This window comes from Proteus terrae subsp. cibarius, from assembly GCF_011045835.1.
In the GTDB taxonomy this organism is placed as follows: domain Bacteria; phylum Pseudomonadota; class Gammaproteobacteria; order Enterobacterales; family Enterobacteriaceae; genus Proteus; species Proteus cibarius.
Window position 1 is genome coordinate 2437088 of sequence record NZ_CP047349.1, and the last position, 24232, is coordinate 2461319.

A 24232-nucleotide genomic window follows, 5' to 3' on the forward strand; every position below is an offset into this window, starting at 1 on the left:
TCTTGTTATCACCATTTGAACCAACCCCTATATATTGTGTTTCCTTAAATTTCACACCACAAGACTCCTTGACACAGATTGTCATCGGGAGCGTTTTTTTGCGGTATAAAATTTCAGGTAACACTAATGCAAGAAAGGTGCATCGCTCATGAATCACAGCCTGCTCGTTACAAAACGTGATGGTCATAAAGAACGCATTGACTTAGACAAAATTCACCGTGTTATCACCTGGGCCGCAGAAGGTCTAGAAAATGTCTCTGTATCTCAAGTTGAATTACGTTCTCAGATTCAGTTTTATGATGGTATCAAAACTGCTGATATCCATGAAACGCTGGTAAAAGCTGCTGCAGACTTAATCTCTGGTGAAACGCCTGATTATCAGTACCTCGCTGCCCGTCTTGCCGTATTTAATTTACGTAAAAAAGCGTATGGCCAATTTGAGCCACCAACACTGTATGATCACGTTAAAAAATTAGTCGATTTAGGCAAATATGATCGCCATCTTCTTGAAGATTACACACAAGAAGAGTTTGAACAGATGAATAACTTTATTGTTCATCAACGTGATATGAACTTCTCCTACGCTGCGGTTAAACAATTAGAAGGTAAATACTTCGTTCAAAACCGTATTACAGGTGAAATTTACGAGAGCGCACAGTTTTTATATGTTTTAGTTGCGGCTTGCTTGTTCTCTCGTTATCCACAAGCAACACGTATGGACTATATCGAACGTTTCTATAATGCGATTTCAACCTTTAAAATCTCATTACCAACGCCAATCATGGCGGGTGTAAGAACACCAACTCGTCAATTTAGCTCTTGTGTATTAATTGAGTGTGACGACAGCCTTGATTCTATCAATGCGACATCAAGTGCCATTGTGAAATATGTTTCTCAACGTGCAGGTATTGGTATTAATGCCGGTCGTATTCGTGCATTAGGTAGTGCTATCCGTAATGGGGAAGCATTCCACACAGGTTGTATTCCTTTCTATAAACACTTCCAGACTGCGGTAAAATCTTGTTCGCAAGGTGGTGTTCGTGGTGGTGCCGCAACCTTGTTCTACCCATTATGGCATTTAGAAGTTGAAAGCCTGCTGGTACTGAAAAATAACCGTGGTGTTGATGATAACCGTGTTCGTCATTTAGATTACGGCGTTCAATTAAATAAATTAATGTATGAACGTTTAATCAAAGGTCAAGATATTACTTTATTTAGCCCTTCTGACGTCCCAGGTCTATACGATGCATTCTTTGCTGATCAAGATGAATTTGAACGTTTATATGTGCAATATGAGAAAGATAAGAGCATCCGCCAAAAACAAGTTAAAGCGGTTGAGTTATTCTCATTAATGATGCAAGAGCGTGCATCAACTGGCCGTATTTATATTCAGAACGTTGACCACTGTAATACACATAGCCCATTTGATCCGGCTGTTGCACCAATTCGCCAATCAAATTTATGCTTAGAAATTGCACTGCCAACTAAACCATTAAATGATATTAAAGATCCTAATGGTGAAATCGCACTGTGTACATTATCTGCATTTAACTTAGGCGCAATTGAAAATCTTGATGAGTTAGAAGAACTTGCTCGTTTAGCCGTTCGTTCTTTAGACGCGCTGTTAGATTACCAAGATTATCCAATCTTAGCGGCAAAACAAGGTGCAATGGGTCGTCGTACCTTAGGTATTGGTGTTATTAACTTTGCTTATTATTTAGCAAAACACGGTGTCCGCTACTCTGATGGTAGTGCAAATAACTTAACCCACCGTGCGTTTGAAGCAATTCAATACTATTTATTAAAAGCATCTAATGAATTAGCGAAAGAACAAGGCGCATGCCCATGGTTTAATGAAACCACTTACGCTGACGGTATTTTACCTATTGATACCTACAAAAAATCATTAGATGTACTGACAAAAGAACCTCTACATTACGATTGGGAAAGTTTACGCAAAGACATTAAAGAGCACGGTTTACGTAACTCAACACTGTCTGCACTGATGCCATCAGAAACATCTTCACAGATTTCGAATGCAACAAATGGTATCGAACCACCGCGTGGTTATATCAGTATTAAAGCCTCTAAAGACGGTATTTTACGTCAAGTGGTTCCTGAGTATGAGCGTTTGAAAGGCGCTTATGAATTACTATGGCAAATGCCAAGTATTGAAGGTTACTTGCAGTTAGTGGGCATCATGCAGAAATTCGTTGACCAAGCCATTTCAGCGAACACTAACTACGATCCTACTCGTTTCCCTAGCGGTAAGGTTCCAATGAACCAACTGCTGAAAGATTTGCTGCTCGCTTACAAATACGGTGTGAAAACACTTTATTATCACAATACCCGTGACGGTGCAGATGATGTACAGGGTGATCTGGAAGAAGTCGTTGAGACTGAAGATACAGATTGTGAAGGCGGCGCGTGTAAAATTTAATTGAGGAAGCTATGTCTTATACTACTTTTTCACAAGTTAAAAATGATCAACTTCAGGAGCCCATGTTTTTTGGGCAACCTGTTAACGTAGCGCGTTATGATCAGCAAAAATATCCTATTTTTGAAAAGCTAATTGAAAAACAGCTCTCCTTCTTCTGGCGTCCAGAAGAAGTGGACGTTTCTCGTGATCGTATTGACTACAATGCATTACCTGATCATGAAAAACATATTTTTATTAGCAACTTAAAATATCAAACGCTATTGGATTCGATTCAAGGCAGAAGCCCTAACGTGGCATTCTTACCTTTGATCTCGATCCCAGAGTTAGAGACATGGGTTGAAACATGGTCATTCTCCGAAACCATTCACTCGCGCTCTTATACACATATTATTCGTAATATTGTTAACGATCCGTCCGTTGTGTTTGATGATATCGTTGAAAATGAAGAAATTTTAAAACGTGCACGTGATATTTCTTCTTACTATGACGAGTTAATCAAGCTGACAAATCTTTATCACATGTATGGTGAAGGTGACCATCAAGTTAAAGGTAAAACGGTTCACGTCACGTTACGTAAGTTAAAGAAACAGCTTTATCTGTGTTTAATGAGTGTAAACGCACTAGAAGCAATCCGCTTCTATGTTAGCTTTGCCTGTTCATTTGCCTTTGCTGAACGTGAACTGATGGAAGGTAACGCGAAGATCATTCGACTAATTGCTCGTGACGAAGCGCTACACTTAACAGGTACACAGCACATGCTGAATTTACTGCGTTCAGGTCAAGATGATCCTGAAATGGCAGAAATTGCAGCGGAATGTGAGCAAGAGTGTTATGACCTGTTCGTTGAAGCCGCAGAGCAAGAAAAAGAGTGGGCTGAATACCTATTCTCTGAAGGCTCGATGATTGGTTTAAATAAAGATATCCTTTGCCAATATGTTGAATATATTACTAATATTCGCATGCAAGCAGTGGGTCTTAAATTACCATTTAAAGCGCGCTCTAACCCTATTCCATGGATCAACGCATGGTTAGTGTCTGACAACGTTCAAGTGGCACCTCAAGAAGTTGAAGTCAGTTCTTACCTAGTGGGTCAAATCGATTCACAAGTTGATACTGATGATTTAAGTAACTTTGAACTGTAATACTGAGAAATAACACCGATACGTTATGGCATCTCATAAAGTGACCCTGCATCAGCAGGGTCTTTCAAAACCTTTAGAATTTCATACTGACACCCATCCCTCTTTGCTTGATGCATTAGAGCATGGAAAGGTCCAAGTTGAATACCAATGTCGCGAAGGCTATTGCGGCTCTTGTCGCCTGCGCCTAGTGAAAGGCAAAGTTTGTTATCGCAATGAACCTTTAGCATTTATCCAACCTGATGAAATCTTACCTTGTAGCTGTCATCCCATCAGTGATATCGAAATAGAAATTTACTCTGAATAATTTGAATTATCTTAATTTGAGCTTTTTTCTAACACTCTTGTTCAACTTTGACTAAGGTTAAGTTAACACGATAAAAAAAGGAAAAGCATTATGAAATTAAAGTCTATTTTCTCAGTCATTGCTATTTCTACATCAATTCTGCTTGTTGCAGGCTGTTCAAGCCCACAAAAAATAGAAACAGTAAATGGGGAAACAATTTTAACGACAGATAAACCCCAAGAAGATGAAGCAACTGGATTAATTACCTACAAAGATTCAGAAACCGGACAGATTAAACAGATTAATCGTGATCAAATAAGACGAATGGTAGAGCTTGACGACTAACGCTCTTATAAACCCTTCTCTTAAAGCGCCAATTCATATTTATGATTGGCGTTTTTTTATTCACAAAATCCTTTTTGTAAATTATTCGTTACACCACACGTAATTAAAATTTGACAGAAATTTACCATTCTTATACTCTGCTTTTTAAATAAATAAAATAGTCTAGTGAACAGAGGATCTTGTGAAGAATCGCACTATAGGCAGTGTTTTTATTGTTGCAGGAACAACAATTGGGGCAGGTATGCTGGCAATGCCACTGGCTGCCGTGGGTATTGGCTTTAGCACAATGATGCTATTGCTTGTTGGCTTATGGTTATTGATGAGCTATACCGCATTACTGCTGGTGGAAGTTTATCAATACAACGATCCTCATACAGGTCTCGGCTCTATCGCAAAACGCTATCTCGGTGTAGGTGGTCAAGTTATCACTGGTCTTGCACTGTTGCTATTAATGTATGCGTTAACGACCGCTTATATTAGTGGTGCAGGTGAATTACTTTCGGCTACTCTTTCATCTTGGATTGGTCATGAGCTTTCTGTCACTCAAGGTATTATTATCTTTACAGTGATTGGCGGGGCTGTAGTAGGAATTGGTACCACATCAGTTGATATGATTAATCGGCTACTATTTACAGCAAAAGTTTTCTTCTTAATCTTTATGCTGGTTGTGATGTTACCCCATGTTGAAAGCGTCAATTTAACGTCAATGCCAGTCGCTCAAGGGCTTATTCTTGCTGCTATTCCTGTTATTTTTACTTCATTCGGTTTCCACGGTAGCGTACCGAGCATCGTAAGTTACATGAACGGCGACATTAAAAAGTTACGTATTATCTTTGTTGTTGGGAGTGCTATCCCGCTTGTTGCTTATATCTTATGGCAAATTGCCACATTAGGCGCCATCCCAACAAATACTTTTATGGGAATTATGGCGCAGCAATCTGGATTAAATGGCTTACTGACAGCTATTCGTGATGTTGTTGCTACACCTCGCGTGAATATTGCAGTGAACCTATTTGCTGCGTTGGCGTTGGCTACTTCATTCCTTGGTGTTGCATTAGGACTATTTGATTATCTTGCAGACCTCTTTAAGCGCAGCAATCGCGCTACGGGGCGCATGCAATCAAGCCTATTAACCTTTGTTCCACCTTTGGTTTGTGCGCTTTATTTCCCTAACTTTGTGCAAGCATTAGCTTATGCTGCTATCGCACTATCAATTTTAGCGTTACTTCTGCCGGCTTTATTAGTATGGAAAGTCAGACAAGAACAAAATGGTACTGATAAATACAAAGTTAAAGGTGGGAAAGGTGCATTAGGTATTGTATTTACTTGTGGCCTAGTGGTTATTGGTATTCAAGTCGCCATCACTTTTGGTTTATTACCTCAAGTTGGCTAACTCCCTTTCTTATATAGCTTTCTTATAGACAACAAAAAAGCAGGTGCTGATTTTAAACACCTGCTTTTTTTGATTCAGATATAGCGCCTAGATTAGAAACTTAAACCCGCACCTACATAGAAACCATCAGCTAATTTATTATTACTTCTATTATGTGAGTTTTCGATTTCAATCACTCGATAACCTGCATTAACATGCAGTGGTTTAAATACCGTTAACTGTGCACCCACATCAGCTTCATAATAAGATTTGCTACCAGAGGTTAATCCTTCAGGAGATGCATAAGCCTCACCATAAAGATTTAAAGAAGGCAAGACATTCCAGTTAAGGCCTACACCACCTGCTAAAGCAGCACCGTCATCACCATTTTTGGGTGCTAAATAGAGTGCTTTACCACCAACACTTGCTGAAAAAGGCCCTAAAGGTAACGCAAATTTTGCACCTAAGCTTCCTACTTGACCATCATGATCACTACGAGCCCAGTTACCATTAAAAGAAAGACCCGCATTAGGATCACCTAAACCAGCACGAACATCAGTATAATGTTTTCCTGCTTGAATATTCATTGATACTGCATTGGCATTTCCAGCCACAAACAGCGCACTTATCGCACCGACCAATAAATATTTTTTCATTGTTATTACTCCAGCAAATAATTGTCCTAACATATAATTATACAACAAATTTATTAAACAACTTGACTCAAAATTGAAAGATAATCTGTAGAATTTTCAATCTATGTAAATAAGTTACGTCTATCAATATTATTGGTCTAATTGGTTTTATTAATGAGTTCAATATTGCTAAAGTGGAATTACAGTCAATATTAACCATAATAAATATAAGGCTGTTCGCTTCGTTTTATTCACACATGCTATTTTTTTAGAACGTTTACTATTTCATAAACTGGAGATATGTGATGGAAAAGAAAAAGCTAACAACGGCGTCAGGCGCACCTGTTGTAGACAATAATAACTCAATGACTGCAGGCCCTCGTGGTCCGATGTTACTTCAAGATGTCTGGTTTTTAGAAAAACTAGCTCACTTTGATCGTGAAGTTATTCCAGAAAGACGTATGCACGCAAAAGGCTCGGGTGCTTTTGGTACATTTAAAGTCACTCATGATATTACGAAATATACTCGCGCTAAAATTTTCTCTAAAGTGGGTAAAAAAACAGAAATGTTTGCTCGCTTTTCAACCGTTGCAGGTGAAAGAGGTGCCGCAGACGCCGAACGCGATATTCGTGGCTTTGCGTTAAAATTTTATACTGAAGAAGGTAATTGGGATATGGTGGGTAATAACACCCCTGTTTTCTACCTTCGCGATGCCCTGAAATTCCCAGACTTAAACCACGTTGTAAAACGTGATCCTAAAACCAACCTACGCAATATGGCATACAAATGGGATTTCTTCTCTCATTTACCAGAAGCGTTACACCAATTAACTATTGATATGAGCGATCGTGGTTTACCACAAAGCTATCGTTTTATTCACGGTTTTGGTAGCCATACTTATAGCTTTATTAATAAAGATAATGAGCGTTTCTGGGTTAAATTTCACTTCCGTTGCCAACAAGGTATTAAAAACTTGATGGATGATGAAGCTGAGATGCTGGTTGGTAAAGATAGAGAAAGCTCACAGCGTGATTTATTTGATGCGATTGAACGCGGTGATTTCCCTCGTTGGAATTTACAAATTCAAGTGATGCCAGAAAAAGAAGCATCAAAAGTCCCTTATAATCCTTTCGATTTAACTAAAGTTTGGCCTCATGCTGATTATCCATTAATTGATGTGGGCTATTTCGAGTTAAACCGTAACCCTGAAAACTATTTTTCTGATGTAGAGCAAGCAGCATTTAGCCCTGCCAACATTGTTCCGGGTATTGGTTTCTCCCCAGATAAGATGTTACAAGGTCGCCTATTCTCTTATGGTGATGCTCACCGTTATCGTTTAGGTGTTAATCATCATCAAATCCCTGTGAATGCGCCACAATGCCCATTCCATAATTATCATCGTGATGGTGCAATGCGTGTTGATGGTAATAGTGGTAGCGGTATTACTTATGAACCAAATAATGGTGGTATGTTCCAAGAACAGCCTAATTTTAAAGAGCCACCATTATCAATTGAAGGTGCTGCAGATCACTGGAACCATCGTGAAGATGAAGATTATTTCAGCCAACCTCGCGCACTGTATGAATTACTGAGTGATGAAGAGCATCAACGTATGTTTGCTCGTATTGCAGGTGAATTAATACAGGCAAGTAAAGATACACAAAAACGTCAGATTGCCCTATTTAAGAAAGTTCATCCTGAATATGGTGCTGGTGTTGAAAAAGCAATGAAAGCATTAGCAAAAAAAGACGCTAAATAACCGTATAATAAGAAGCCCTGTGAGCAACTCGGCAAAATAATAAGGCGCCTTCGGGCGCCTTTCTTTAATATCACTTCAACAATTGCCCTTTCACCCATTGTTGTACTTGTTTACGGGAAATTTTTATCCCCCCATTTTTAAGGCTTTCAGGAAGCTGTAAACAAGCAACTGGTCTTTGAAATCCGGCTAATCGGGAGTGATACCACTGTGGTAATTGATTGATGATTTCAATATCAGCATCAACAACTGCAACTGGACGTTGTCCAAATTCAGCATCATCGATAGGGACAACAAAAGATTGGCTAACACTTGGGTGTGTATTAAGAATTTTTTCAATATCTTCTGGTTGGATCCCTTCGCCAGCACTGAAAAAAAGATTGTCCAAACGGCCTAAAACACACCATTCTTCTGCACTAAAACAACCTTTATCTCGCGTTGAATACCAACCATCAGCCGTAAGCGATAGTGGTTTTAATTGACCATCAAACCAATAACCTAATGCGACGCTGTCAGACATTATCTGGAGCTCATCATTCACTAACCTAACACTTTTACCTTTTAGTGGAAGCCCTACTCCCGCTTTATCATCTGCACGCTTGGCACAAACAGTCGATGCCATTTCTGTCATGCCGTAACCGCACCAGCATTGAATACCCCAATGTTCAGCTTCTTGTGTTAGCTCAATCGGGATCATTGCTCCCCCTAATAAAACAGATTTTAGGGTAATAGGTTGTTGATTATCTTGTTGCACTCTATTTTGTAAGAAGCGCCATAGCTGTGTGGGAACTAAAGAGGCATGGGTACAACCTTGCAAAGCATCTACAAAAGGATGCATTTCACGCACCACCAGCGTTGCTCCGCGTAATAACCAGCGCCAAAGTATACCTTGTCCTGAAACATGAAATAGAGGCAAAGAAAGTAACCAACTATCCCCTTTTTCCAAAGGAATTAATGATAAAACACCCATTGCACTGCAAAGATGTGCATCAAAAGTGTGTACCGCAGCTTTAGGTAAACCTGACGAGCCAGATGTCAAAATAAGTGTTGCCATACGAGATGGCTCCCATAAAACATCATTTACTGTTTGAGCTTTATATTGACGTGACGTGTTATCTAGTTCAATACCACTAAGATCAAGCAATGTTGCATTTAAATCTAGCGATATTTCACTCAAATCAGCATAAAAATCAATACCTAAGTGAGGCAATAATTCATCAAGTAAAGATTTTGGAAGCTGTGGATTTAAAGGTAAAACCTTTGCACCACATTGAAAAACAGCGAGCAATGCGAAAACAAGATTGATGTGATTTTTTCCACGCAACAGCACAGTGCTTTGTGTATCAACACCTTGTTTAGCAAAATTATTAGCTAACTGATTTATATGGCAACTTAGTTGCTGCCATGTAATAGGTAGACTGCCTGAAATGATGGCCGTTTCATTTGGGGTTAATTGTGCCCAGTGATGCCACGGCCATTGTTTAAATGGAACTACTGTTGCCATACTGTCTCTAGCTGTTCAAGAGAGATAAGCGGAATGTCCACATTTGGCCAAGGACGAATAAGTTGTTGTTTAATCAAATCAACAGTATCGAGTCCCGGAATGCTATTAGGTGTTAACCATTGTGCAATTCTTGCTAATTGAGTGAGTCCGAAACTACTTTCAATGCTTGAACTGATAATAGCATCTAACCCCAACGCATGTGCTTGTTTAACAAGCATTTGACAACGTTCAAGACTTCCCACTAACGTAGGTTTAATAACAATCGTTGTCACACCAGGTTGTAGTTTTACTTCAAAACCATCATCACGCACCGTTTCATCCCAAGCGATGTTAATACCAGTTGCTTGAGCAAAAGCCAGTGACTCTTCAGGTGTTTTGCAAGGCTCTTCTAAAAACGCAATACGGTCACGCCATTGCGGATTAACATACTTTGCAAAGCCTTCTGCTTTTGCTGGTGTCCAGCTTCGATTGGCATCAAGTCTTAGTTTTAAGTCTGGGATAGCTTCTAATAACAGGTTAACAACGATCCCATCACGCACTGCTTCATATAAGCCAACCTTGATTTTAGCGACTTTTTCACCTTCCATATCATTAAGGCTTAAAATCAAATCATCAGGATCGCCATTACATAAAGGCGCAGCTCGATAATTCGCGTCTTGTGGCAATGTGCCTTCAAGCTCTGCTAATGCACAGCTAATACCAAAAGCCACACTTGGCAGTTCACTATGAACAGGGTTTTCACCCGCACACCAAGCTGTTAACCAAGATTGTGTAGCTTCTTGTGCTTGTTCTAAAGTTTCACGGCTAAACTCAGGAAGAGGTGAAATTTCACCCCATCCTTGTTTGCCATTTTGCTCTAAACAGACAAGAAAACCATCACGCGTTTTTAGCCTTTGATAGCGCAGAACAACGCCTGCATCTACAGGTAGGCTGAATGAATAGAGTTTGGCGTTTCGCATTATGGGTTACGTTTAAATCGAGTGAAATCAGGTTGACGTTTTTCGTTAAAGGCGTTGCGACCTTCTTGACCTTCATCAGTCATATAGAACAGCATAGTTGCATTACCCGCTAATTCTTGAAGACCAGCTTGACCATCACAATCTGCATTTAATGCTGCTTTCAGGCAACGTAATGCCATTGGGCTATTTTCCAGCATTTCACGACACCAGCGTACAGTTTCTTTTTCAAGATCTGCGTAAGGAACAACGGTGTTAACCAAGCCCATTTCTAATGCTTCTTTTGCATCATATTGACGGCATAAGAACCAAATTTCGCGTGCTTTCTTTTGACCAACAATGCGAGCCATATAAGAAGCACCCCAGCCACCATCAAAAGAACCCACTTTAGGGCCAGTTTGACCAAAAATAGCGTTTTCAGCCGCGATAGTTAAGTCACACATCATATGTAGCACATGACCACCACCGATAGAATAGCCTGCAACCATTGCGACAACAGGTTTCGGACAAGTACGGATTTGGCGTTGGAAATCTAGCACGTTCAGGTGATGAGTGCCGCTATCATCGCGATATCCGCCGTAGTCGCCACGAATTTTTTGGTCGCCACCTGCACAGAATGCTTTTTCACCAGCACCCGTTAAAATGATAGTACCAATTGTGTCATCATAACGTGCATCAGCTAATGCTTGGATCATCTCTTTCACAGTCAAAGGACGGAAAGCATTACGCACTTGCGGGCGGTTAATCGTAATTTTTGCAATGCCATCGACTGATTTATGATAGAGGATATCTTCAAAACCTTCAGAGCAATCCTGCCATTCAATCGGTGCATATAATTTTTCTTCGCTCGGGTAAAGCATAATTAGGTTCCTTTAACCAAAGAGGGATAAAACATGATTTATCACCGCAGCATAAGCAACAGGCTGTGCCTGATGGGCATTATGACCAGCATGCGGGATAGTCGTTAATGGCAGCGAATATTGCTGCGCAATAGATTGAAATTTATTATCTTTTTCGCCACAAAGCCAAATAAATGGCAAAGTGAGTTGCTGTAATTCAGTAACAAGCCAAGGCTGATTGCCTAAAGAAAGTGTTTCTAAACTTTCAGCAATACAAGAACCCGCATTACGGCAACGTTTTTCAACGAGTAACTGGCGTTTATCATCGCTTAAATCGGCAAATACCGGTTGCTGATACCACTGTGTTAATACGTCGCTGAGAGGTTCATTACGAAAACGTTCAGCCCAGCGTTTATCATGTGCAAGGCGACTTTGTCTTTCCGTTGCCTCATATAACCCTGGATTTCCGCCTTCTACAATCAATCCCATTAATCCTGTAGTATCACCAAAACACGCATGATACATAGAAATTCTGCCACCTAACGAGTAGCCAATTAACCAATAATGGTCAATACCTTGCTCTTTAAGTGTGTCTGTTAGCAATGCACTAACTTCAACAAAATCTTTCGCGCTGATAGATGCAGAACCACCATGACGAGGCAAATCAATCACAAGTGATGGATATTCATGGCAAGCCTGGATCACAGGCTCCCATTCACAACCTTCACCTAATAGCCCATGTAACCAAACTAACCAAGGCCCTTCATTATGGGTATTATATCGCTGACATGCTAAAGTCATGAGATGTTACCTGTTTTACCAGCTGATTTAATGTTTTTGCACCATCAGTATCATCAACAATTAATTCAATTAATGTCGTTGTTGGCGCCCCTGTCCAGCACGCCTGAACAGTCGTTAACAATGCATCCCAACTTGTTGGTGATACATATTGCAAGCCAAACATTGCGGCTGCATGTTTGAAATTTAATGAGTGAGGCATACAGTAAAAGCGCTCTCGTTCTGCCTCTGGCGTGGGTAGCATTGAAAATATTTGCCCACCGTTATTATTCACTACGATAATAACATTAGGCGCATAAACTTGTTGATGCAACGCTAGACTATTTAAATCATACAGTGCAGATAAATCACCCAATATTGTTAATGTTGGCTTTTCTGTTGCTCGATGAACACCCGCAGATGTTGAAATTAAGCCATCAATACCACTCGCACCTCGATTGCTCATCACAGGATAACCTTGAGGTAGCTGAGCAAATGCATCGATTAATCGCACTATCAGACTATTGCCAACAAATAACTGCCCATCATTAGGAAGTAATTTATCTAATTGGTGCGCAACCTGTGCTTCACCAAAATAATCAGTTATTTCACTGACTTTTTGATAGGTTTGTTTGGCTATATTAGTTAATGCATCTGTCCACGGTGAATTATCAACCGCAGGATGTGCCGTTAACCACTGCATCGGTGGTAATGTAAATTTCTCACCTTGATGATGACCAGGATCTAAGCGTCCCGGAATAGGATCAATAATCCAATACGTTTTTGGCGAACATCCTACTTGCCATTGTAATAAGCGTTTGCCTGTTAAACTTGAACCAAATTGAATAACGATTTCAGCTTTATTTAATTCTGATTTTATCTGTGGATTATTCAACCATAAATCGGCACAAGGTAACGGTTGCCCAGTTTGTGATAATACATCACCCAATAAAGGCCAACCTAATTGTGAAGCCCATTTTGCGACTTCAACCCCCTCTTCTGGGCGAATACGTCCTGCAATAACCACACCTTTTTTCTGACGCAATGTATTCCACTGAGGATGCATAGTGACAGAGGTAAAAAGTGTTTCTTGTAGCCACGGTTTATCACTTTGCCACCAATCCCCTAAAGCTTCAGTCCATGGAGTCGATGTTTCAACATCATCACCATATAAAGGTTCTGCAAAAGGGCAATTGACGTGTAATGCACCATGAACCAATGTATTCATGGCATTATCAAGGGTTGAAACTAACCAGCTTGCAGAAATATCTGCTGTTGGTCTTGGTAATGAGAGTGTTTGTGAAGGATGCGTTGCAAAAATACCTTGCTGGCGAATAGCTTGGTTTGCACCACAATCAATTAATTCAGGGGGTCTATCCGCGGTTAAAAAGACAACACGCTCACCCGTTAATCCAGCTTCAATCAACGCAGGATATAAATTGGCAACAGCTGTTCCCGATGTCACGATCACAGCGACAGGCTCTTTAGTTGCTTTTGCGAGTCCCAAAGCTAAATGACCAAGGCCACGCTCATCAAAATGCGTATGGCAAACTAATTTTTGATTGGCTGCCGCCGCAAGTGTTAAAGGGGTCGAACGAGATCCGGGGGCAATACAGATATGGCGTAAGCCATGACGAGTCAAAGTTTCGAGTATAACTTTAGCCCATTGGCGATTAAACGAACTATTAGACATTGATCATCCCAACAACGAAAACCTGCAATTCCTATTATAATATCTGTTCCTAAATACTTTTCCTTAGCCTAGTTCAATGAACAGAAGTTTTCGTTAAATAAATCGTTAAAGAAAACACTCAAAGAGTGCATTATTTAGGCTAATCATCCACTCTATTTTCAATGAGCTCTTTTTTATCGTTAAGAATAGGAATAAATAGCGTTAGTGTTCTAAAGGATAGCATCAATTAGTTAACAATTAGCAGTGGTTATTTGAAGAGTAGCACTAAATAACTGACTTTAAAAAACTACTCATCAAATTTTGATTATTACGCTGATATTATTTATTCAAACTGAGATTATCTGTAAGAAATTAACTCTCTTTTTCCAGCAACGTTCGTAAACCTGCCGCTTTATTTTCGATTTCAGTCCACTCTTGCTGAGGATCAGATCCTGCAACGACTCCTGCACCAGCGTATAAAGTCAATGCATCATCGTGCAACTCACCACAACGTAAACTAACCGCAAATTCTGCATGGGGGAGAGATAAATATCCCGCAGAGCCCGCATACCAACGGCGTTCAAAAGGTTCATGCTTACGAATAAATGCACGCGCGACACTTCTTGGTAAGCCACATACGGCTGCGGTTGGCTGTAATCGCTTTAAGCAATCGATATCATCAGAATCAATTAATTTACCATGTATATAGCGACGAAGATGCTGCACTTTACGCAACCGGATAACATCTGCAGGTGAAACATCAATACCGTCGACACCACCTTGTAATCGTTGGCAAATATCATCAACCACAACCAGATTTTCATGTTGATTCTTCTTATCATTCATCAACCAATCTGCAAATTCAGTGGCTTGTTGCTCGTTATCAGAACTCGCGACTGTACCCGCTAACGCTTCAGTATAAAGCATCAATTCATCACGCTTATATAATCTTTCTGGGGTTGATCCCATAAATGCATCTGAAGGTGAAAATGCCAGCATATAGTGATAGCAATGATGATTAACATCACGGCTCGCTTTCATAAATTGGATCGCTTTCAGCGGGTTATCTAGCGTTAAACATGTCGCTCTTGCAGGGACAACTTTTTCAAATAAACCTTGGCTAATTTCATCCAAGGCAATATTGAGATAGTGAGTCCACTGCTCTTGCGTTAAAGAGTGATTAACATGAGTAACAGAAACAGAAAGCGGTTCAATTTCTACAGCTTGATTTAATGTTTGCAGAAAATCTAATGTATTTTGCTTATCATCTTCATCCAACATATTTAGATGAACAGAAAGCTGTTGCTGGTGGCGTCTAATCTCAATGCGAGGCAAAAAAAGGTAGGCATCATCGCCTTTTATTTTATCAATGCGGCCGGGAATAATGGTATCCCACGCATTTAAGCCCCAAATTCGGACATCATCAATATTATGCTCAGATTGATGTGCAGATAAAAATTGGCGTGCATCTTGAATATTATTGAAACAACACAATTGCCCACAAGCAGCGACTTCTTCATTTTCATCACGATGTTGCCAATAAAATTGGGGATAACACGACTGCGCAGCAAGCCATGAAAGTAACGAAAATGATACATCTGCTGGCAAGGTGACTTTTAAATGTAAAAGATTGCCTTGTGCTGTCAGATTTATATTTTTAACTTTTTCGTACAGTGTCGAAAACACAGGATTAATCTTTTCCACTACCAATACCCGCAACAAAATTAAAAAGGTGATTATACGTCTCTATACAAATTATCAAAGGGCTGATTAATTATAACCTTTGTCATTTATCAAAGTTTTGTATTTTTTATGTTACAAAGTAGATGCATTAACTCGCCCTTCTGAAATAACCCACAAATCTTCATTAGATAAAGTGGTAAAGATAGAAAATTATTATACATAAGTGAGGTTATATGGATACAACCACCTTTAAACACATCGATAAAATTATTGAGACATCCGATATTCCAAAGGTTGCATTGGGATTAATATTAGGTATAGATATTGAGGACGGACGATTACCTGGTATAGTGACTTCTCATGATCTAATAAAAATAAAATCTTATATTAATAAAGCACTTTCTCTTCCTTACAAAATAGATGATGTCATCAAATTCATTCATTACAATGAAATTAATGTACCACAACTTTCACCTGATAATATTCTCTCTCTTTTTATCCAAATACGAGAGCACGCTTTTGATTGGAATAAAATAGAGTATGCTATTAAACAACAAGCAATTGATTTAGAAATAATTGGCAGAGAAATTACGTCTACAGGTGAAAATATTATTGCATTTATTAAACAAATGCCTTTATTAGCAAAAATATCCTCTGTTATTAATGACTTTTCTGAAAAAGAATTAGAAAATATTCAATATAAATCACAAGATAAAGAAGTTGCAACACAACTAATTCATATTTTAGAAAGTATGAAAGAAGATATTGAAAATGAATGTAAAAAGACTATTAAAATAAAAGACAGCTTATCGACATTTAGAAGTAAAATAATAGGTGGAAAAGATAGTAAAAATATTGCCCACTCTTCTATCTATCATGATATTTTGAATAAAAAACGATATATCAATGAGTTTTATACTGATAATAATAATTCTCTTATAGAAGAACGAGATTTATTAATAGAGGAAATATCACGATTAAAAGACGAATATAAACACTATGTTGGCCTTGCTTTTACAGGGCTTGCCATAGGTATTATTGGCGTTATTATTACGGGCGGAATATTTGGTGCAAAAGCTGAAGTAATACGTAAAAAGAAAAATGAGCTTATTGAACAAGTAAAAAAGATCAATATTGAGATTGATGTTTACGCTGGTTTATCTTTGCATTTAAATACACTTTATATTGAATTATCAGAAATTGAACAGTTTATTGAAGATACAAATATGGCTCTAGAGCATATTGAATATGTATGGCAAGCTATATTAACAGAAATTGAAGCTTCAATTACTAATTTTAATAAAATTAACAATGCGTTAGAGTTGATAAAGTTTAGTATTTATCTTGAGAAAATCATCACACCTTGGTACATGGTTATTGGCTACTCAAAAGAGATTTTGATCTCTTTTGATAATGCACTTTCTACATTTTATTCATCAAATAGCTAACAAAAGGATATTGTTATGAACAACCATAAGAATCCCATTAAATTAAACGCCCCCTTTGAACACAGTAAATTATTTCATGCATACAGAAATATTCTTTATTTAAGCAGTAGTAAATGCTATATGAGTCACGCACTAGAAGAAGAAATAACAAAACTTCTAGAAAAAAATAATAAAAATATGGAAAACATTATTTATTTCTCTCTCAATATAAAAAATAGGCTAAGACAATTTTCATTTAACAATCTCTTAAAAACGATTAATGAAATTGATACTGAAATACAGACAGGAACAATTAACGATAAATTAAAAAGTAAATTAGAAGAAGAAAGAAATGAAATATTTAATATACTTTTTAGTGAGATAGATGAAACAGTAAATGCGATTAACCAACACAACCAATATCTTTCATTTGAAATTAAAGAGTTAAAAAATAAATTTATCACCAATAAGATAACACCTCTTATTTATGATAAGGAAAATAATATAAAAAAAATTACGGATGAAATTATTACTTTAGAGCATCAATCTGAGGAGACCAAAGAAGAACTTGATATTATACGTGAAAGTGAAGATATTTTGCATAGAAAAAACTTTTTTGATCTTTTTAAAAACTCAATACCCCAACCCTCAGAAATTAATAAACTTAATATTGAAACACAAGAAAAAAACATTTTATCTTCCTTGGTGAAAATACTAAATAATTTGTTCTCTACATTAGATTATGGTTTTTCTTATAATAAAATAGTTGAAACTCGACATCAACTTACTACACTTTATCTGATGCAGATGAAAAAAATTCATCAGTTAAAAAAAGAGCAGCAAAATACACTTTTAAACTTAAAGCACCATTATAAACTCGTAGATATTGATTACTTTCTTCATATCTTAATTAAGCAATTAGAGTTTTTATCTGAATACTGGAGAGAAGTTATTTTGCTAATACTCACACTAAAAAATAATCAGTTATTAAATAAAGATATTATCATTCCTATTTTTTCATTCTTAGATGGTTTCTCTTTATATTATGAAGAAGTCGAAAAGATAAAAAATCCTCAGGAATAACTAAAAAAAACGGCTCTTTAATAAAGAGCCGTTTTACTATCTTAGTATCTAATAATATCGATTAATTTACTACTGGAGCAATAATCGCAAAATTAGTTAATTCAATAAGTGGTTGTGGCCATACACCTAATGCAATAACAACAATTGCACAGATTAATGCAACAAATGTTGCCATATTTTGTGATGTTGTTGAAATAGCTGGCGTATTGTCATTGTCTGGTTTGCGCAAGAAGACAATAGCCGCAGCACGTAGGTAGTAGAATAAGCCAATCGCACTACCTAACACAACCATACCTGTTAACCACCATAAGCTTGAGCTGATACCTGCAATGATGACATACAGTTTACCAATGAAGCCTAATGTAATTGGTACACCTGCTAGTGATAACATCATCAGCGACATCACCACAGCAACCACAGGACGACGCCAGAATAATCCGCGGTAATCTTCCAGTGAATCCATTTCGCTTTCACGATAAGGACTTGAAGCTACTGCAATAGCACCAAACGCCCCTAAGCTTGCAAACAAGTAACCCGCTAAATAAATTTCAGCTGTTTCTTGTGCTAATACAGGGCTGTATTGCAATACAATTAATGCCACTAGCAGATAACCAAGGTGCGATACTGAAGAGTAACCCAGTAAGCGCTTTACGCTCTTTTGCGTTAACGCCATGATGTTACCAAATAAGATAGAGGCAATTGCCATAAAACCTAAGATCATTCGTAAGGTTTCACTATCCGCAGCGGGTGCTTCAAGGAATAAACGCATAACAACAGCAAAAATACCAATCTTACTTGCCGTTGCTAAGAACGCACCTGTTGGTGCTGGTGCGCCTTGGTAAACATCGGGCGTCCACAGTTGGAATGGGAATAAAGATAATTTAAAGCCAATTCCCACTAACATCATACCTAAACCTGCGAGCACTAATGGTTTATGGATATTGCTATCACTTAAACTCTGTCCCATCGCGGTAAAGGAGAGGTTTCCTGCTTCTGCATAGAGAAGTGCCATACCAAACAGTAAGAAAGAAGATGCTGCTGCTGAAAGCAACATATATTTAATGCCTGCTTCCAAAGAAGGGCGTTGTTGGAATGCATAACCAATAAGACCAAACAGCGGTAATGTCAGTAATTCAATACCAATAAACATCGATGCGAAGTGGTGAGCAGATGAGAGTAAAATCCCCCCAATGACCGCAATCGCAATCAGCAAGTAAAACTCTTCTTTGTTATCTTGATAGCCTTCTAACCATGGATAAGCAAAAGCGATAGTGCCAATACCAGAAAGGATCACTAGTGCAGTAAAGAAGCTAGAGTATCCATCAACATGATAAAGCGTGGTAACGTCCACTACGCCTAATGCATTAACGTAATAGAGTGATCCTAACGCAATAATGAAACCCGTTGCTGTCAAAGTGGCAATGATGAAATGATCGCGTCGCCACGCAATGGACAGCATCACAACCACCACCGTCAATCCGACGATTAATAGCGGTAGCATTGCGATCAATTGTTCAGGAGTTATTGTCATGGCGAATTACGGCCTTACTGTTGAAATAGAAGCGGAATACCAAGTCTGGAGATTTTCCATCGCTGATATTGATGTGTCTAATACTGGTTGTGGGAAGAAGCCCAAAATAGCCAGTAAAACAACCAATGTGATCAGGATAAAGAATTCTCTCAGATCCAACCCTTTATAGGTTCTCTCAGCTGTTTTCGGTGAACCGTAGTAAGCCTGTTGCATCATCCACAGTGCGTAAACAGATGCAAAGACTAAACCAAAGACCGAAATAATCGTGATCAGCTTAAAGTTGCCATAAGTACCAAACAGGATCATAAACTCACCGACGAAGTTACCTGTTCCCGGCATACCTAAAGAGGCAACCGCAAAGAACAATGAAAACGCCGGTAAGAAGCGGATGCTTTTCCACAATCCACCCATTTGGTTCATATCACGCGTACCTAAACGCTCATACAGCATGCCACACATGATAAACAGACCTGCTGCTGACAAACCATTAGTGATCATTTGAATAATCGCACCTTGGTAAGCCAATACAGAGCCGGCATAAATCGCAATCACGATAAAGCCCATGTGAGAAATACTACTGTAAGCCGCAAGACGTTTAATATCTGTCTGACGAAATGCCAGTAATGCTGCATAGAATACGGTAATTAAACCTAACCACATCGCCACAGGAGCTAATAACGCTGACGCTTCTGGGAAGAGCGGTAAGTTAAAACGTAATAGACCGTAAGCCGCTGTTTTTAGCAAAATACCTGATAAGTCAACAGAGCCTGCTGTTGGTGCTTCTGCGTGAGCATCCGCTAACCAACCATGTACAGGAACAATTGGCATTTTCACTGCAAATGCAGCAAAGAAACCTAACATCAGGATAAATTGTAGTTCAGAGCTTAAAACAGTATGTGCTTGTAATAAGGTATCGTAGTTAAACGTCCAAATACCTGTTTCGCGGTAGAAAGCCACCGCAAGACCGATAATGGCCAGCAACATTAACAGGCCACTTGCCTGTGTATAGATAAAGAATTTTGTTGCCGCACTAACATGTTTTTTATCGCTACTTCCTTTGTGTCCCCATAAAGAAATCAGGAAATACATTGGGATCAACATCATTTCCCAAAAGAAGAAGAATAAGAACAGGTCAGTTGCTAAAAATACCCCCATCACACCTGCTAAGATCCACAGCAGATTAAAATGGAAAGCACCTTGTGATGGCTGATTTTCACTCCACGATGAAAGTACCGCTAAGATACCTAAAATCGCGGTTAATACCGTCATCAGTAATGACATACCATCAAGTGCAAATTGGATATTAATCCCTAAAGCAGGGATCCACGGCACAAAGTAATACTCTGTCCAGCGTGGCGCTCCATCAGCACTAAGTAGTTGATAATCGCCCTGCAACCAAAGTTGCACAGAAATAACGAGTGTTAATCCCATCGTCAGCAACGCAACCCAGCGAGGGACTTGCGAGCCGATTCGTTCAGCCTGCCAACTTAGCAGGCCACCGATGAAGGGAATAAGTATTAGCCAGGGTAATAACATGGCGCAATGTGTCCCTTAATTAAACCAGAAGCAGCAGAGCGATGACCAGCACTGCACCTAAACCGAGAGAAGCCGCATACCAACGCGCTAATCCATTTTCACTGAAACTTAATCCTTTATTGGTGCCTTTAAGCAGACTACCGAATAGATTAAAGAATTGGTTAACAGGATCATTTTGGATAAGCCACGCCGCCCCTTTATAAGGTTTGACAAACAGCACTTCATACAGCGCATCGAATCCCCAAGCATGGAACCACCATGTTGAGAAGAAACGACCCGTACGAGTATTGGCAACCTTAGAAACACATTGACGCTGTTTCAGGTATAACCATGCCGCAATGGCAACGCCTACTATCGCTACCACACCAGAAAGAACTTCTAATACATATTTACCATCGTGCGATGCATTTCCTTCAGGGAAAACAGCACCTAGCGGTTGAGTTATTAACGCACCGATAAATGTGGATAACAGTGCTAATACCGCTAATGGGAAAGTATGAGTAAACCCTTTAACTTGGTGTGCTTCGGTTTTGGTTTCACCATGGAATACGATGAAAATCAAACGGAAGGTATAAAGTGATGTAAATAACGCACCAACTAAACCTGCAAGCATTAAGTTAAAATGCCCGTTTGAATACGCACCCCATAAGATTTCATCTTTACTGAAGAACCCAGCTGTTAACAGTGGTAATGCCGCTAATGCGCCACCACCAATAAGGAAACAGGCATAAACAAATGGGATCTTCTTACGTAACCCGCCCATCTTAAAGATATTCTGTTCGTGGTGGCAGGCGATAATCACCGAGCCTGCTGATAAGAACAGTAATGCTTTAAAGAAAGCGTGAGTCATTAAGTGGAAAATTGCCGCATCCCATGCTTGAGCGCCTAAAGCCAAGAACATATAACCAATTTGGCTCATGGTTGAATAAGCAAGAATACGTTTGATATCTGTTTGTACTAAAGCTGCAAAGCCCGCTAACACTAATGTGACTGCACCGATAATTCCGACCAATTCCAGTACTTCTGGTGCCATTAAGAATAGTGCATTGCTACGTGCGACTAAGTACACACCCGCCGTGACCATGGTTGCGGCGTGAATTAATGCAGATACCGGTGTTGGACCTGCCATTGCATCGGCTAACCAAGTTTGTAATGGAAGCTGTGCTGATTTACCTACTGCACCGCCTAATACCATCAACATTGCCCAGTTAATGACGCTTGACCCCGTGGCTAATTGCTCAGGAGCAAGTGCTGCCATTTCACGGAAGCTCAATGTACCTAATTGGTCAAACAGGATAAACATACCGATAGCTAAGAACACATCACCGATACGCGTTACGATAAACGCTTTCATCGCAGCTGCGCCATTAGCCGGATTGCTATAATAGAAACCAATTAACAGATAACTACATAAACCAACCCCTTCCCAACCCATATACATCAGCATCATATTATCAGCCAGTACTAAGACGACCATACTTACGATAAATAAGTTGGTATAAGCAAAGAAACGAGAATACCCTTCTTCGCCACGCATATACCAAGATGCATACATATGAATAAGGAAGCCAACACCAGTGATAACACCCAGCATTGTTAATGAAAGACCATCAAGAACCAGCGTAAATGGAATATTAAAATTTCCTGCTGACATCCAGTTCCATAAAGTCAGAACATAGATTTCTTGCCCGTTAGCAAAGAAATCCATACCTGCCCAAAGTGCGACAAGAGCAGATAAACCCACAGAACCTGTACCAATCCATGCTGATACGTTTTCAGACCAACGACCACGTGAGAAAGCGAGCAATAAGAATCCCAGCAGTGGTAGCAGAATGGTTAAATAGAGTATATTCATCCGCGCATCTCACTGACTGTATCAATATTGATATTTTGGCGATGTCTATGAAGCTGTAATAACAATGCCAGACCAATACTTGCCTCTGCCGCTGCCAAGCTGATTGCCAGAATATACATTATCTGACCATCCGTTTGGCCCCAAAAGCTACCACCAACAACAAATGCCAGCGCAGCCGCATTAATCATAATTTCTAGTCCGATCAACATAAACAACAGGTTGCGGCGAAGTACTAAGCAGGTAAAACCTAACACAAACAGTACCGCAGCCAAGATCAAACCATGTTGAAGAGGTATCATTTTTGCTCCCCTGCGTTTTCGTTTTCGACGAGATCGTCATGGCTCTGATCACGACCAATGTGATAAGCAACTATTAGTCCAGACAACAGAAGAACAGATGCTAACTCAACAGCCAGAATATAAGGTCCAAATAAGCTAATACCGACCTCTTTCGCGCCAATCACTTCTCCAGCAATTTCGCCGTGAGTGACACTACTAATTGCATAAATAAGCACGACTAATAGCATCAGAGATAAAAGTGCAGGACCAATCCAAAACTTCGGTTGTAGCCATTTTTTCTCTTGATCAACGACGGATTTACCTAAATTGAGCATCATCACCACGAAAACGAACAACACCATAATGGCGCCAGCGTAAACGATGATTTCTAATGCACCAGCAAAATAGGCACCTAACGAGAAGAAAACCACAGAGAGCGCAATCAATGAAATCACTAAGTACAGCAGTGCGTGTACTGGATTGGTATGAGTGATAACTCTCAATGTTGCAAGGATGGCAATCAGCCCCGCGATGTAAAATGCAAATTCCATGAATATCGCTCCTTACGGTAACAGGCTTTTGACATCGATAGGTTTAGCTTCATCATCCGCATCACCTTTGTCTTTGCCGTTAATCGCCATACCTGTTTTACGGTAAAAGTTATATTCAGGATATTTGCCGGGCCCAGAAATTAACAGATCGTCTTTTTCATAAACCAGATCCTGACGCTTAAACTCACCCATTTCGAAATCAGGCGTTAATTGCAGTGCCGTTGTTGGACAAGCTTCTTCACATAAACCGCAGAAGATACAACGAGAAAAGTTGATACGGAAAAACTCCGGATACCAACGACCATCTTCATGTTCTGCTTTCTGTAATGAAATACAGCCAACTGGACAAACTGCTGCACACAAGTTACAAGCAACACAGCGCTCTTCACCATCGGGATCACGCGTCAACACAATACGTCCACGATAACGTGGTGCAACATTGACAGGTTCTTCCGGGTACATCTGTGTTTCACGTTTGGCGAAGGCATGTAAGCCAATCATCCAAATGCTTCGTACCTGGGTGCCGAAACCAGTCAATAACTCTTTTAAAGTCATGGTTCAATCAC

21 protein-coding genes are annotated in these 24232 nt (G+C 39.4%); 8 read left to right on the forward strand and 13 right to left on the reverse strand.

Annotated features, from left to right (window positions below; genetic code table 11):
• The first annotated feature begins 148 nt into the window (after positions 1 to 148).
• The 5 genes from nrdA to tyrP all read left to right on the forward strand — a co-directional run bounded on the left by nrdA (position 149) and on the right by tyrP (position 5603).
• Complete coding sequence (gene nrdA, locus GTH25_RS11405) at positions 149 to 2440, forward strand: class 1a ribonucleoside-diphosphate reductase subunit alpha (RefSeq protein ID WP_075670678.1); 2292 nt, start codon at positions 149 to 151, stop codon at positions 2438 to 2440.
• 11 nt (positions 2441 to 2451) lie between these two features.
• Positions 2452 to 3582 carry a class Ia ribonucleoside-diphosphate reductase subunit beta gene (gene nrdB, locus GTH25_RS11410; protein ID WP_075670676.1) on the forward strand — a complete coding sequence of 377 codons (1131 nt, stop codon included), beginning with the start codon at positions 2452 to 2454 and terminating at the stop codon, positions 3580 to 3582.
• Between the two features lie 25 nt (positions 3583 to 3607).
• Positions 3608 to 3886 (forward strand): class I ribonucleotide reductase maintenance protein YfaE, encoded by a 279-nt coding sequence (gene yfaE, locus GTH25_RS11415; RefSeq protein ID WP_075670674.1) that lies wholly within the window; start codon positions 3608 to 3610, stop codon positions 3884 to 3886.
• 90 nt (positions 3887 to 3976) lie between these two features.
• Entirely contained in the window at positions 3977 to 4210 is a 234-nt protein-coding gene (locus tag GTH25_RS11420) for a YgdI/YgdR family lipoprotein (RefSeq protein WP_036935606.1), read from the forward strand.
• A 181-nt stretch (positions 4211 to 4391) separates the two neighbouring features.
• Positions 4392 to 5603: a tyrosine transporter TyrP gene (gene tyrP / locus GTH25_RS11425; protein WP_075670672.1), complete on the forward strand. Its 1212-nt coding sequence runs from the start codon at positions 4392 to 4394 to the stop codon at positions 5601 to 5603.
• A gap of 92 nt (positions 5604 to 5695) precedes the next feature.
• Here the strand turns inward: tyrP and GTH25_RS11430 are convergent, their stop codons facing one another.
• Positions 5696 to 6238, reverse strand: coding sequence for a YfaZ family outer membrane protein (locus tag GTH25_RS11430; protein ID WP_164530575.1), 543 nt, complete (start codon positions 6236 to 6238; stop codon positions 5696 to 5698).
• A 284-nt stretch (positions 6239 to 6522) separates the two neighbouring features.
• Between GTH25_RS11430 and GTH25_RS11435 the strand changes: the two genes are divergently transcribed.
• Complete coding sequence (locus GTH25_RS11435; RefSeq protein WP_099659414.1) at positions 6523 to 7977, forward strand: catalase; 1455 nt, start codon at positions 6523 to 6525, stop codon at positions 7975 to 7977.
• A gap of 70 nt (positions 7978 to 8047) precedes the next feature.
• Here the strand turns inward: GTH25_RS11435 and menE are convergent, their stop codons facing one another.
• From menE to menF, 6 genes are all read right to left on the reverse strand, one after another.
• Positions 8048 to 9478, reverse strand: a complete 1431-nt coding sequence (gene menE, locus GTH25_RS11440; RefSeq protein ID WP_164530576.1) for an o-succinylbenzoate--CoA ligase — start codon at positions 9476 to 9478, stop codon at positions 8048 to 8050.
• Positions 9466 to 10437, reverse strand: coding sequence for an o-succinylbenzoate synthase (gene menC / locus GTH25_RS11445; RefSeq protein ID WP_075670664.1), 972 nt, complete (start codon positions 10435 to 10437; stop codon positions 9466 to 9468). The genes menE and menC overlap by 13 nt, the downstream gene beginning before the upstream one ends.
• A complete protein-coding gene (gene menB, locus GTH25_RS11450) occupies positions 10437 to 11294 on the reverse strand; it encodes a 1,4-dihydroxy-2-naphthoyl-CoA synthase (protein WP_075670662.1) in 858 nt (285 codons plus the stop codon). Before menB ends, menC begins: the two co-directional genes overlap by 1 nt.
• A 12-nt stretch (positions 11295 to 11306) precedes the next feature.
• Complete coding sequence (gene menH / locus GTH25_RS11455) at positions 11307 to 12074, reverse strand: 2-succinyl-6-hydroxy-2,4-cyclohexadiene-1-carboxylate synthase (RefSeq protein WP_075670660.1); 768 nt, start codon at positions 12072 to 12074, stop codon at positions 11307 to 11309.
• Complete coding sequence (menD, locus tag GTH25_RS11460; RefSeq protein ID WP_075670658.1) at positions 12049 to 13743, reverse strand: 2-succinyl-5-enolpyruvyl-6-hydroxy-3-cyclohexene-1-carboxylic-acid synthase; 1695 nt, start codon at positions 13741 to 13743, stop codon at positions 12049 to 12051. Before menD ends, menH begins: the two co-directional genes overlap by 26 nt.
• 351 nt (positions 13744 to 14094) lie before the next feature.
• Positions 14095 to 15426, reverse strand: a complete 1332-nt coding sequence (gene menF, locus GTH25_RS11465; RefSeq protein WP_109419056.1) for an isochorismate synthase MenF — start codon at positions 15424 to 15426, stop codon at positions 14095 to 14097.
• 212 nt (positions 15427 to 15638) lie between these two features.
• Here menF and GTH25_RS11470 point away from each other — a divergent pair, with 212 nt between their 5' ends.
• Complete coding sequence (locus tag GTH25_RS11470) at positions 15639 to 16853, forward strand: alpha-xenorhabdolysin family binary toxin subunit A (protein ID WP_164530577.1); 1215 nt, start codon at positions 15639 to 15641, stop codon at positions 16851 to 16853.
• A 15-nt stretch (positions 16854 to 16868) separates the two neighbouring features.
• Positions 16869 to 17915: an alpha-xenorhabdolysin family binary toxin subunit B gene (locus tag GTH25_RS11475; protein ID WP_075670652.1), complete on the forward strand. Its 1047-nt coding sequence runs from the start codon at positions 16869 to 16871 to the stop codon at positions 17913 to 17915.
• Positions 17916 to 17976: 61 nt separating this feature from the next.
• Here GTH25_RS11475 and nuoN read toward each other — a convergent pair whose 3' ends face one another.
• The 6 genes from nuoN to nuoI are packed head-to-tail and all read right to left on the reverse strand — an operon-like array spanning position 17977 to position 24221.
• Entirely contained in the window at positions 17977 to 19446 is a 1470-nt protein-coding gene (nuoN, locus tag GTH25_RS11480; protein ID WP_075670650.1) for an NADH-quinone oxidoreductase subunit NuoN, read from the reverse strand.
• Between the two features lie 6 nt (positions 19447 to 19452).
• Positions 19453 to 20982, reverse strand: coding sequence for an NADH-quinone oxidoreductase subunit M (gene nuoM / locus GTH25_RS11485; RefSeq protein WP_164530578.1), 1530 nt, complete (start codon positions 20980 to 20982; stop codon positions 19453 to 19455).
• A 19-nt stretch (positions 20983 to 21001) separates the two neighbouring features.
• Positions 21002 to 22837 (reverse strand): NADH-quinone oxidoreductase subunit L, encoded by a 1836-nt coding sequence (gene nuoL / locus GTH25_RS11490; RefSeq protein WP_164530579.1) that lies wholly within the window; start codon positions 22835 to 22837, stop codon positions 21002 to 21004.
• Positions 22834 to 23136 carry an NADH-quinone oxidoreductase subunit NuoK gene (nuoK, locus tag GTH25_RS11495; protein WP_023581731.1) on the reverse strand — a complete coding sequence of 101 codons (303 nt, stop codon included), beginning with the start codon at positions 23134 to 23136 and terminating at the stop codon, positions 22834 to 22836. The genes nuoL and nuoK overlap by 4 nt, the downstream gene beginning before the upstream one ends.
• Positions 23133 to 23666, reverse strand: coding sequence for an NADH-quinone oxidoreductase subunit J (nuoJ, locus tag GTH25_RS11500; protein WP_075670644.1), 534 nt, complete (start codon positions 23664 to 23666; stop codon positions 23133 to 23135). Before nuoJ ends, nuoK begins: the two co-directional genes overlap by 4 nt.
• A gap of 12 nt (positions 23667 to 23678) precedes the next feature.
• Positions 23679 to 24221 (reverse strand): NADH-quinone oxidoreductase subunit NuoI, encoded by a 543-nt coding sequence (gene nuoI / locus GTH25_RS11505; protein ID WP_006533299.1) that lies wholly within the window; start codon positions 24219 to 24221, stop codon positions 23679 to 23681.
• Positions 24222 to 24232 lie beyond the last annotated feature (11 nt).